This window comes from Acidovorax sp. SRB_24 (assembly GCF_012931925.1).
Genome location: NZ_MWOM01000007.1, coordinates 78,723 through 90,478, shown reverse-complemented (window position 1 = coordinate 90,478; position 11,756 = coordinate 78,723). Strand labels below are relative to the sequence as shown.

The following is an 11,756-nucleotide window of genomic DNA, read 5'->3' as shown; positions in this document are numbered from 1 at the left end:
CAGCGCTGCCAGCTGCCCAAGTCCACCGTCTCGCGCCTGACGACCACGCTCACGCGCCTGGGCTACCTGATCCACCTGGAAGACAGTGGCAAATACCGCCTGGGCACGGCCACACTGTCGCTGGGCAGCGCCATGCTGGTGCGGCTCGATGTGCGCCAGGTGGCGCGCCCGCTGATGCAGGCGCTGGCCGACTTTGCCAAGGCAGAGGTGTCGCTGGGCACGCGCGACCGGCAGTCGATGATCTATGTCGAAAACTGCCGCAGCTCGGCCCTGCTGGCCTTGAGCCTGGACGTGGGTTCGCGCATTTCGCTCACGCGCTCGGCGATGGGCCGGGCCTGGCTGGCCGCCGTGCCCGAAAACGAGCGCAACGGGGTGCTGGCCCAAGCGCGTGCGCGCAAGGAAAGCGGCTGGCCCGAGGTGCACGAAGGCATCGAAAAAGCCCTGCACGACCACCGCACGCTCGGCGTGACGACCTCCTTTGGCGACTGGCAAAAGAACGTGAATGCCATCGCGCGGGCGTTCGACCCCGGGGGCGGGCTGCCGCCGATGGTGATCAATTGCGGCGGGCCGTCGTTCAACCTCCCGCCCGAGTTCCTGCTCAACGAGGTGCGCCCGCGCTTCCTCGACATGGTCGCGCGCATCGAGAGCGCGCTGCACCGCTGAACACTGCGCCCGGCGGCGGGGTCGGCCGAGGCACCTCACTCTTCTTTTGATAGCTGAAAGCGCTTTATGCATCAGCGCCAGAGGCCGATTTGGCTGGTATTTTCCTCTGGACGCAAGCCGCCTGCGGGCAGCGCGCCCGCAAGGCCCGGCCGGGGCCGGCTCAGAACCAGGCGTCCTGCATCGCCAGCGCGCTGTTGTCGAGGCCGCGCAGAAGCGCGTGCTGCGGCCCGGTGCGCGGCAGCTCGCAGTGGAAGAACCAGCGGCAGGCCTGCAGCTTGCCTTGGTAGAAATCGGCCTCGGCGCCACCCGCGCCGCGCTCCAGCGCGCTGGCGGCCACGACGGCCTGGCGCAGCCAGGTCCAGGCCAGCACGGTGTGGCCGAAGGCTTCGAGGAACACGCCGGCATTGGCCAGCGCACGCGCGCTGTCGCGGCCCAGCAGCGGCGCGAGCACGGCCAGCGTGGCCTGCACCTCGCCCCAGGCGGCCTGCAGCGCGTCGGCGTGCGGCGCCAGCCGTGGCCAGGCGCGCGCCGCGTCCACCGTGGCCTGCAGTTCGCGGCCCAGCAACGCCGTCGCCGCGCCCTGCTGCATCACGGCCTTGCGGCCCAGCAGGTCGAGCGCCTGGATGCCGTGCGTGCCCTCGTGGATCATGTTCAGGCGGTTGTCGCGCCAGTACTGCTCGACCGGGAAGTCGCGCGTGTAACCATAGCCGCCGTGCACCTGGATCGCCAGGCTGTTGGCCTCCAGGCACCATTGGCTGGGCCACGATTTGACGATGGGCGTGAGCAGGTCGAGCAGCAGGCCGGCCTCGGCGCGGGCCGTGTCGCTGTCGCCGGTTTTTTGCTCGTCCACCAGGCGCGCGGCGTACAGGCCCAGCGCGAGCCCCCCTTCGACATAGGCCTTCTGCGCCAGCAGCATGCGGCGCACGTCGGCATGCGCCACCAGCGGCAGCTGCGGCTGCAGCGGGTCCTTGGCGCCCGGCGCGCGGCCCTGCAGGCGTTCGCGCGCGTACTGCAGCGACGCCAGGTAGCCGCGGTAGCCGTACATCACCGCGCCCATGCCGACGCCGATGCGCGCCTCGTTCATCATGTGGAACATGCAGGCCAGGCCCTGGTGCGGCGCGCCGACCAGCTCGCCCTCGCAGTCGCCGCCCTCGCCAAACGACAGCATGGTGGACGCGGTGCCGCGCCAGCCGGTCTTGTGGACCAGGCCGGTGAGGCGCACGCCGTTGCGCGGACCCAGGCTGCCGTTGGCGTGGACGCGGAACTTGGGCACGGTGAACAGCGAGATGCCCTTGACGCCCGCGGGCGCTCCGGCAATGCGCGCCAGCACCAGGTGCACGATGTTCTCGCGCAGCTCGTGGTCGCCTGCCGAGATGAAGATCTTGCTGCCCTGGATGCGGTAACTGCCGTCGGGCTGCGGCGTGGCGCGGGTAGACAGGTCCGCCAGGCTCGACCCGGCCTGCGGCTCGGTCAGCGCCATGGTGCCGAAGAAGCGCCCCGACAGCAGCGCGCCGAGGTACTTGCGCTTCTGCGCTGCGCTGCCGAAGCGCTCGATCACGTTGGCATTGCCCAGCGTCAGGCCCACATACGAGGTGGTGGCGCCGTTGGCGCTTTTGAACAGCGCCGAGCAGGCCTGCGCCACCACCACGGGCAGCTGCATGCCGCCCTGCTCGTAGTCCTTGGTGGGCGCCAGAAAGCCCGCAGCGCAGAACGCGTCGAGCGCCTCGCGCACCTCGGGGATCAGGTGCACGCGCTCGCCGTCAAACGTCGGCTCGTGCTCATCGGACTTGCGGTTGTGCGGCGCGAACCTGTCCTGTGCGATCGCGTGGGCGGTGTCGATCGCGGCGGCAAAGGTCTCGCGGCTGTGGTCGGCATGGCGCGGGCGCTCGGCCAGCCGGTGCGCCTGCAGCACCTCAAAGAGCTGGAAGTCGAGGTCACGGCGCTGGATCAGGGAAGACTCGGGCATGGCCACCTTTGTTCTGCATTGCAGAAATAAACGGAAAGGATGCACGCCGCAGCGTGCCGCAGGGGCAGGTGCGCCGCGGACCCGCCATCGTAGAAAGCCCGGCCCGCCGTGGCAATGGCCGAGAGTTTCGCAGGCGACAGGGGCCGGTTTACAGCGCGGGAGCGCGCCATTAGCATGGTCCTGGAGTGCTTCTGCAATGCAGAATTTTCATTCCCTGCGCGGCCCGCTGCGCAGGGGGGCAGGTCCTTTTTCAGGGGGTACGGACATGGGCGTGAAACAACTTTTCGACCTGACCGGGCAGGTCGCGCTGGTCACCGGCGGCTCGCGCGGCCTGGGCCTGCAGATGGCCGAGGCACTCGGCGAAATGGGCGCCAGGCTCGCCATCACCGCGCGCAAGGCCGATGAACTGGCACAGGCCCGGCAGCACCTCGAGGGCCTGGGCTACGAGGTCGAGACGATCGTCAACGATTTGTCGAAGTTCGACCAGATCCCGGCGCTGGTGGACCAGGTGCTGGCGCGCTTTGGCCGCATCGACATCCTGGTCAACAACGCCGGCGCCACCTGGGGCGCCAAGGCCGAGGACTACCCCGACGCCGCGTGGCACAAGGTGATGGACCTCAACGTGAACGCGCCGTTCTTCCTCTCGCGCGAGGTCGGCAAGCGCTGCATGATTCCGCAGGGGCGCGGCAGCATCATCGTCACGGCCTCGGTGGCCGGGCTCAAGGGCACGCCGCCGGGCATGAACACCATCGCCTACAACACCTCCAAGGCGGCGGCGATCCACTTTGCGCGCACGCTCGCGTCCGAGTGGGGACCGTACGGCATCCGCGTCAACGCGATCTGCCCCGGCTTCTTCCCGAGCAAGCTGGCCAGCGGCCTGATCGAGAAACTCGGTCCTGCGCTGCAGGAGCGCACGCCGCTGCGCCGCATCGGCGGCGACGAGGACCTCAAGGGCGCGGTGGTCTTCCTCGCGTCCGACGCTTCGCGCCACATCACCGGGCAGGCGCTCGTGGTGGACGGCGGCGCCAGCCTGATCTGAAGTGCGACAACACCCCAGCGTGGCCCTTGCGCGGCGGCGGCTGGCCTGGGCCGCGCCGGTGGCATGGGCTGCGGATTAGCGCGCGACGGCATCGATTACCCCCATTTTCCGCAAAGGATTGCACATGGACTTCTCCTACTCCCCCAAGGTCATCGATCTGCAACAGCGCCTCACGGCCTTCATGGACGAGCACATCTACCCCGCTGAAGCCGTCTACCACCACGAGGTGGCCGAGAACCGCAAGGCCGGCAACGCCTGGCAGCCGACGCAGGTGATGGAGGAACTTAAGGCCCAGGCCCGCGCGGCCGGGCTGTGGAACCTGTTCCTGCCCGCGTCGAAATATGGCGCGGGCCTGAGCAACCTCGAATACGCGCCGCTGTGCGAGATCATGGGGCGCTCGCACATGGCGCCCGAAGCCTTCAACTGCGCGGCGCCCGACACCGGCAACATGGAGACCCTGGTGCGCTACGCCACCGAAGAGCAGCAGCAGCGCTGGCTGCTGCCGCTGCTCGACGGCACGATCCGCTCGGCCTTCGCGATGACCGAGCCCGACGTGGCCTCGTCCGACGCGACCAACATCGAGGCGCGCATCGAGCGCGACGGCAACGACTACGTGATCAACGGCCGCAAGTGGTGGACCTCGGGCGCGCCCGACCCGCGCTGCGAGATCCTGATCTTCATGGGCAAGACCGACCCTGGCCATCCGAGCCGCCACCGCCAGCAGTCGATGGTGCTGGTGCCCATGAAGGCGCCCGGCGTGACCCTGGAGCGCGCGCTGCCCGTCTTCGGCTACGACCATGCGCCGCACGGCCATGGCGAGGTGCGTTTCGAGAACGTGCGCGTGCCGGTCGGCAACGTGCTGCTCGGCGAGGGCCGCGGCTTCGAGATCGCCCAGGGGCGCCTGGGCCCGGGCCGCATCCACCACTGCATGCGCCTGATCGGCGTGGCCGAGCGCGCGCTCGAACTGATGTGCCGGCGCGCGCTGGGCCGCGTGGCCTTCCACCGCCCCGTTGCCGACCAGGGCGTGACGCGCGAGCGCATCGCCAATGCGCGCATCCTGATCGACCAGGCGCGCTTCCTGGTGCTCAACGCCGCCTACATGATGGACACGGCGGGCAACAAGGTGGCGCAGAAGGAGATCGCCATGATCAAGGTCGCGGCCCCCGCCATGGCCTGCCAGGTCATCGACTGGGCCATGCAGGTGCATGGCGGCGCCGGCGTGAGCGACGACTTCCCGCTCGCCGCGGCCTACGCCCAGGCCCGCACGCTGCGCTTTGCCGACGGCCCCGACGAGGTGCATCGCAACCAGATCGGCAAGATGGAACTGGCCCGCTACCAGGCGCACTGAACCATGTCCGACCGCCACTTCGCCCACTGGCCGCGCCTGCTGCCGCGCCACCTCACGGTGCCCGCCACGCACCTCTACCGCAACCTCGAAGTCTCGGCGCTGCGCTACCCGGACAAGGCCGCGCTCGTGTTCTACGACTCCGTGCTGGGCTACGCCCGGCTGCAGGAGGAAACCGAGCGCCTGGCCGGCCACCTGCAGCAGGTCTGCGGCGTGCGCAAGGGCGACCGCGTGCTGCTCTACCTGCAGAACAGCCCGCAGTTCGTGATCGCCTACTACGCCATCCTGCGCGCCGACGCGGTGGTGGTGCCCGTGAACCCGATGAACCTCACCGAGGAACTGCGCCACTACGTCGACGACGCCGGCGCGCGCGCCATCGTGGCTCCGCAGGACCTGTTCGCGCAGGTGCTGCCGCTGCTGCGCGAGGGCCGCGCGCGCGCGGCCGCCGACCCCGGCGCGCCCGGCCTGCGCCACGCCGTGGTCGCCGCCTACAGCGACCACCTCACCGCGCCCACCGACCTGCCCGTGCCCGCCTTCGTGGCCGCGCCGCGCCAGCCCGTCGCCGAGCCCGGTGCCGTGGCCTGGTCGGAGGCGCTGGCCGCCGGCCTGCGCCCGGCCCCCCTCCGGGCCGGTCCCGACGACCTCGCCGTGATGCCCTACACCTCGGGCACCACGGGCCACCCCAAGGGCTGCATGCACACGCACCGCAGCGTCATGTACAACACCGTGGCCGGCACGCAGTGGCTGGGCACGCCGCAGGACGCGGTCTCGCTGGTGGTGCTGCCGCTGTTCCACGTGACCGGCATGCAGAACGGCATGAACGGCGCGCTCTACGCCGGCGCCACCATCGTGCTGCTGCCGCGCTGGGACCGCGACGCGGCCGCGCAGCTCATCGGGCGCTACCGGGTCAGCAACACGCAGATGATCGTGACCATGGTGGTGGACCTGCTGTCCCACCCGCGCCTGGCCGACTGCGACCTCTCGAGCATCCGGCGCCTGAGCGGCGGCGGCGCGGCCATGCCCGAGGCCGTGGCCACCCAGCTCAAAGCACTGTGCGGCCTCGACTACCTCGAAGGCTATGGCATGAGCGAGACCATGGCGCCCACGCACATCAACCCGCCCGAGCGGCCCATGAAGCAGTGCCTGGGCATCCCGATCTTCGACGTGGACGCGCGCGTGGTCGACCCGGCCACGCTGCAGGAGCTGCCGCCCGGCGAGGTCGGCGAAATCATCGTGCACGGCCCGCAGGTCATGCAGGGCTACTGGGGCCAGCCCGAGGCCACGGCCGCCGCGTTCGTGCAGATCGACGGCAAGCGCTTCCTGCGCACCGGCGACCTCGCGCGCACCGACGAGCACGGCTACTTCTACATGGTCGACCGGCTCAAGCGCATGATCAACGCGTCGGGCTTCAAGGTCTGGCCCGCCGAGGTCGAAGCGCTGATGTACGCCCACCCGGCCATCCAGGAGGTCTGCGTGATCGCCGCCAAGGACGCGCGCCGCGGCGAGACCGTCAAGGCCGTGGTCGTGCTGCGCGAGGCCTTCCGGGACCGCGTGACCGGGCAGGAGATCATCGACTGGGCGCACGCCCACATGGCGGCCTACAAGAGCCCGCGCCTGGTGCAGTTCGCCGACCGCCTGCCCAAGTCGGGCACGGGCAAGGTGCAGTGGCGCGAACTGCAGGAGCGCGAGAAAAAGAGTGCGGCCGCAGGGCCCTGACCCCGGACCATCACTCCTGAAAAGTGAGCTTATAGCGCTTGTCCAACAAGCGTTTAAGCCACTTTTCATCGGAATTCCAGGTCGGAGACAAAAAAATGCCGGCTGCGCTCCGATAGCGCAGCCGGCACCGGCCATTGCGACCGCAGGCTTTACTTGGACATGATGACCTTGACCTTGCCGCCTTCGACCGCGCCGCCGCGCTCCACGGTCGAGGCGCCGCCGTTGCCGTCCACGCTTGTCACGCCGCCGGGGTTCTGCGCCGGCGTCAGCGCCTTGTAGCCCTTGTCGAGGTGGGCGCGGATCGCGGCGGCGTCGCTGGTGGTGCCGGCGATCTTCATGGCCGCGAGCGTGGCGTGCACGGCGGTGTAGTTCCAGACGAATTCCGAACCCGGGTCGCGGTTCGGATGGACCTTGTGGAAGCGCTCGACAAAGCCCTTCATGGCGGCGGACGGGTCTTCGACCACGGGCAGCACGCCGATGGCGCCTTCGAGCGCCGCGTAGCCGCCCGTGACCTTGGCCATCTCATCGAGCTTGGCCTGGTCCATCACGAAGAAGCCGCCCTTGAAGCCGAGCTCGCGCGCCTGCTTGACGACCAGGCCCGTGGGCTCGGACGCGCCGCCGACGAACAGCACGTCGGGCTTGGCGGCGAGCGCCTTGCTCACGCCGCTGTAGAAGTCGGTCGCGCGGTTGTACGACATCGGGTTCTCGGCCACCACGGTGCCGCCGGCGGCTTCCCAGGCGGGCTTGAACGCGGCGACCCAGGCCTTGGCGTAGTCGTGGTCGGCGCCGACCAGGGCGATCTTCTTGCCGAAACGCTCCATCAGGTAGGCCGAGAAGGGCTTGATGTAGGTGGTGAACTCGGGCGGAATGCGCAGCGTGAGCTGGTTGCCGCGGTTAGTGATCTGCGGCACGCTGCTATAGGCCAGCACGAGGTATTTCTGCGCCTCGTTGGTGGTCTGCAGCGCGAAGATGCCGCCCGAATGCGGCACCAGGATGGCCGGCGTCTTGTGCTGCTGCACCAGGCGCTGGGCGTTGATGGCGGTCTCGCTCGGGTTGTACTTGTCGTCGAGCGCGACGATCTCGAACTTGACCTTCTTGCCGCCGATCTCGGGGTTGCTGGCATTGACCTCGCTGACGGCCATCAGCGCGCCATCGAGCACGTTCTTGCCGTACTGCGCCGCGCCGCCCGAGAGCGGGCCCGAGTAGCCGATCTTCACGACCTCCTGCGCCAGGGTCGGGCCGGCGGTCAGCGCGGTGCAGGCCAGCACCAGGGCCGTCATGCGGCGGCGCGAGAGGGGCAGCGTGGAAGCGATCTTTTTCATGGTTGGTCTCCTAGGGGTGGATGGGATGCGGCGCTCAGGCGCCGATGTAGGCCTTGCGGATGGCGTCGTCGGCCAGCAGCCGGTCGGGGGCGCCCTCCATGACGATGCGGCCGCTCTCGATCACGTACGCGCGGTGCGCGACCTTGAGCGCCGCAAACGCGTTCTGCTCGGCCAGCAGCACCGTGGTGCCGGCCTGGTTGATGCGCTGGATGACCTCGAACATCTGCTTGATGACGAGCGGCGCGAGGCCGAGCGACGGCTCGTCGAGCAGCAGCACCTTGGGCAGGCCCATCAGCGCGCGGCCGATGGCAACCATCTGCTGCTGGCCGCCGCTCAGCGACCCGGCGGGGTCGTCCTTTTTCTCTTCGAGGATCGGGAAGAGGTCGAGCACTTCGTCGAGCATCTGCCGGCAGCGCGCCGGCGCGCGCCGGTGCACGTAGCCGCCGAGCTGCAGGTTCTTCAGCACCGTCATGCCCGGAAACAGCTTGCGCCCCTCGGGGCACTGCACCACGCCGGCCTGCACGATCTGCGAGGGTTTCATGCCGACCAGCTCCTGGTCGCCGTAGCGGATGCTGCCGCCCGCCGCCCTGTGGATGCCGCTGGCCGTCAGGAAGATCGAGCTTTTGCCGGCGCCGTTGGCGCCCAGCAGCACGACCAGCTCGCCTTCCTCGGCGTGCAGCGTCACGCCGTCGAGCGCGAGGAAGCTGCCGTAGCGCAGCGACAGGTTGTCAAATGCCAGCATGGTCGCTCCCCAGGTAGGCGTCGATCACGGCCGGGTTGGCGCGGATTTCGGCGGGCGTGCCTTCGGCGATTTTTTCGCCGTAGCTGAGCACCAGGATCTTGTCGGCCAGGCTCATGATCATGTTCATCTTGTGCTCGATCAGGCACACCGTCAGGCCGCTCGCCACCATCTTGCGGATCAGCTCGGCCAGGCCCAGCGTCTCCTCGGGGTTCACGCCGCCGGCGGGCTCGTCGAGCAGCAGCAGCTTGGGGTCGGTGGCCAGCGCCAGCGCGAAGGCCACGCGCTTGCGCTCTTCCTGCGTGATGTCGCCGGCCAGGCACTGCGCGATGGGCGAGAGGCCGACGAAGTCGAGCGCGTCGCGCGCCTTCTCGCGGCAGATGCGCTCTTCCTCGCGCAGCCGGCCCGAGCCGCGCAGCACGTCGAACAGGCCCGAGTGCGTGCGCAGCCGGTGGCCGACGATCAGGTTGTCGAGCACCGTGGCGCCGTCGAATAGCGCCGTGGTCTGGAAGGTGCGCGCCACGCCCAGGCGCGCCACCTGGTCGGTGCGCAGCGAGGTCACGTCGCGCCCCTCGAAGGTGATGGTGCCCGAGGTGGGCCGGTGCACGCAGCTGATGAGGTTGAAGAACGTTGTCTTGCCCGCGCCGTTGGGGCCGATGATGGCGTTGATCTTGCCGGCCTCGATGGTGGTGCTGACGCCGTTCACGGCCGCCAGGCCGCCAAAGCGCTTGGTCAGGTGGTCGATCTTAAGCATGGCGCTGGCCCTCCGCGGCCGCGCGCCGCGCACGCCAGCTCTGCCAGCTGCCGACGATGCCGTGCGGCACGAAGATCACCAGCAGCACCAGGATGGGGCCAAAGACGATGAAGCGGTACTCCTGCAGGAACTGCAGGTACTGCGTGAGCCAGGGCAGCGTGAGCGCGCCCAGCAGCGGCCCGAGCAGCGTGCCCAGCCCGCCGACCAGCATGTACATGGTCATGTCGAAGGTGTGCTCGACGCCGGCAACGCCCGGGCCGATGAAGCGCACGAAGCCCGCGTACAGGTCGCCCGCCATGCCGGCGTAGAACACCGAGAGCATGAAGGCCAGCGTCTTGTTGCGCATCAGATTGATGCCCAGAGCCTCGGCCAGCTCGTCGCTGTTGCGGATCGCCTCGAAGGTGCGCCCGAGCAGCGAGCGCGTGATGCGCCGCATCGCCCACATCCCGACCACCAACCAGAACAGCACGAGGTAGTACAGCGCCAGCGGCGTGTCGAACGCGAGGCCGCCGATGGGCCCGGGCGCGGGGATGCCCATGATGCCGACGGTGCCGTGCGTCAGGCCGTCCCACTTCTCGATCACGAGAAACATGATGTAGCCCACGCACAGCGTGAAGATCGAGAAGTAGTGGCCCTTGAGGCGCAGCGACAGGATGCCGATGAAGTAGCCCAGCGCCGCCGTGACCACGCCCGAGAGCGCGAACGCCGCCCAGAACGACCAGCCGTGGTCCACCGTGAGGATGCCCACGGTGTACGCGCCCACGGCCATGAAGCCGCTGTGCGCCAGGTTGAACTGGCCGGTGTAGCCGGTGATGAGGTTCAGCCCGACGGTGGCGATGGCGAAGATGTAGGCCGTGCTCATCACCGTGAGGTGGTAGTCGTTGCCGGTGACCAGCGGGAACACCAGCGCGGCGGCCAGCAGCAGCCCCCAGCCGAGCTGGCTTGTCAGAGGTGCCTTCATGGCTAGCGCGCTCCCTTGGTGAACAGGCCCTGCGGGCGCACCGACAGGATGGCCACCAGCAGCACGAAGGCGATGATGTCCTTGTAGTCGGTCGAGATGTAGTAGGCGCCGAAGCTCTCGGCAAAGCCGATGATCAGCCCGCCGACGATGGCGCCGGGCACGCTGCCCATGCCGCCGAGGATGATGATCACGAAGGCCTTGGTGATCACCAGGTGCCCCATGGCCGGGTAGACCAGGTTGATCGGTGCGTAGAGCGTGGCACCCACGGCGGCCAGCACGCCCGAGATCGCGAAGGTCAGCATGGCGACGCGGTGCGCGTCGATGCCCACGAGCGAGGCGCCGTCGCGGTTCTGCGCCATGGCGATGATGGTCGAGCCGACCACCGTTTTCTTCAGGAACAGGTGCAGCACCACCATCAGTGCAAAGGCCGAGCCGATGATCAATAGGCGCTGCGCCGGCGCGGTGATGCCGCCCAGGTCGATGATGCTGGTGTAAGGCGTCTGCATGCGCTGGAAGTCGGCGCCCCAGATGGCCTGCGCCGCGGCCTCCAGGAACAGCAGCACGCCGATGGCCGCGATCATCGGGTGCAGGCCCGAGGCGTTGCGCAGCGGGTGGAACACCAGCCGCTCGGCCAGCACCGCCAACAGCGCCACGCAGGCCGCCGCGCCGGCCATGGCCAGCCAGTAATTCCAGCCCCAGGCCGACAGCGCCATCACCTCCGACAGCGTCACGTCCTGGTGGAAGCGCCCGCCTGCGCTGAGGGCGCGGCGCCGCGGCCCAGCGCGAAGCCCTTGCCGCGCAGCGTGACCGCCGCGCCCACGGGCACCGGCTGGGCGCGCTCGAACTGGCGCACCGAACCGTCTTCCATGCGCACGCGCACCTGGTACACGGTCTGCGTGCGCGTGCGCTGCTCCACCGTGTGGCCGAGGTAGCCGCCGCCGACGGCGCCCAGCACCGTGGCCGCCGCGCGGCCCGAGCCCTTGCCGACCTGGTTGCCGACCACCGCGCCCAGCACGCCGCCGGCCACTGCGCCGACGCCCGAGGCCGGCGTCGCCTGCTGCACGGCCTGCACCGACTCGACCTGGCCGCACACCGCGCAGACCGCCGCACGCACCGCGGCCTGCGGCGCGGGGACCCCGTCCAGGCGTGCCACCGGCTGCGGGCGCGGCGCTGCGGCCCCTGCGGACGGCGGCGCCGATTTCGCTATCGAATCAGGAGCTGTTTGCGCAAGCTGCGCCTGGGCGGAAGGCG

11 protein-coding genes are annotated in these 11,756 nt (G+C 69.5%); 4 read left to right on the top strand and 7 right to left on the bottom strand.

The annotated features are described in order from the left end of the window. A partial coding sequence (locus B2J89_RS04090) for an IclR family transcriptional regulator (protein ID WP_169167952.1) occupies window positions 1–663 on the top strand: 663 nt, incomplete at its 5' end. A 160-nt stretch (window positions 664–823) separates the two neighbouring features. Here the strand turns inward: B2J89_RS04090 and B2J89_RS04085 are convergent. After that, window positions 824–2,629 carry an acyl-CoA dehydrogenase gene (locus B2J89_RS04085; RefSeq protein ID WP_169167951.1) on the bottom strand — a complete coding sequence of 602 codons (1,806 nt, stop codon included), beginning with the start codon at window positions 2,627–2,629 and terminating at the stop codon, window positions 824–826. A gap of 265 nt (window positions 2,630–2,894) precedes the next feature. Between B2J89_RS04085 and B2J89_RS04080 the strand changes: the two genes are divergently transcribed. From B2J89_RS04080 to B2J89_RS04070, 3 genes are all read left to right on the top strand, one after another. After that, the gene (locus tag B2J89_RS04080) at window positions 2,895–3,668 is read left to right on the top strand and encodes an SDR family oxidoreductase (protein ID WP_169167950.1); all 774 of its coding nucleotides are present in this window, start codon (window positions 2,895–2,897) and stop codon (window positions 3,666–3,668) included. Between the two features lie 124 nt (window positions 3,669–3,792). Next, on the top strand, window positions 3,793–5,016 hold the full coding sequence (locus B2J89_RS04075) for an acyl-CoA dehydrogenase family protein (protein ID WP_169167949.1): 1,224 nt from the start codon (window positions 3,793–3,795) through the stop codon (window positions 5,014–5,016). 3 nt (window positions 5,017–5,019) lie between these two features. After that, window positions 5,020–6,729, top strand: coding sequence for a long-chain fatty acid--CoA ligase (locus B2J89_RS04070; RefSeq protein WP_169167948.1), 1,710 nt, complete (start codon window positions 5,020–5,022; stop codon window positions 6,727–6,729). Window positions 6,730–6,878: 149 nt separating this feature from the next. Here B2J89_RS04070 and B2J89_RS04065 read toward each other — a convergent pair whose 3' ends face one another. The 6 genes from B2J89_RS04065 to B2J89_RS04040 form a co-directional block, all read right to left on the bottom strand. Continuing rightward, a complete protein-coding gene (locus B2J89_RS04065) occupies window positions 6,879–8,051 on the bottom strand; it encodes an ABC transporter substrate-binding protein (RefSeq protein ID WP_169167947.1) in 1,173 nt (390 codons plus the stop codon). 34 nt (window positions 8,052–8,085) lie between these two features. Next, window positions 8,086–8,793, bottom strand: a complete 708-nt coding sequence (locus B2J89_RS04060) for an ABC transporter ATP-binding protein (RefSeq protein WP_169167946.1) — start codon at window positions 8,791–8,793, stop codon at window positions 8,086–8,088. Next, a complete protein-coding gene (locus tag B2J89_RS04055) occupies window positions 8,780–9,544 on the bottom strand; it encodes an ABC transporter ATP-binding protein (protein WP_169167945.1) in 765 nt (254 codons plus the stop codon). Before B2J89_RS04055 ends, B2J89_RS04060 begins: the two co-directional genes overlap by 14 nt. Beyond that, entirely contained in the window at window positions 9,537–10,505 is a 969-nt protein-coding gene (locus B2J89_RS04050; protein ID WP_169167944.1) for a branched-chain amino acid ABC transporter permease, read from the bottom strand. Before B2J89_RS04050 ends, B2J89_RS04055 begins: the two co-directional genes overlap by 8 nt. Window positions 10,506–10,507: 2 nt before the next feature. Then, window positions 10,508–11,218 carry a branched-chain amino acid ABC transporter permease gene (locus tag B2J89_RS04045; protein WP_169167978.1) on the bottom strand — a complete coding sequence of 237 codons (711 nt, stop codon included), beginning with the start codon at window positions 11,216–11,218 and terminating at the stop codon, window positions 10,508–10,510. Window positions 11,219–11,232: 14 nt separating this feature from the next. Continuing rightward, window positions 11,233–11,756 (bottom strand): glycine zipper 2TM domain-containing protein (locus tag B2J89_RS04040; RefSeq protein ID WP_169167943.1); only part of this gene is annotated, 524 nt, incomplete at its 5' end.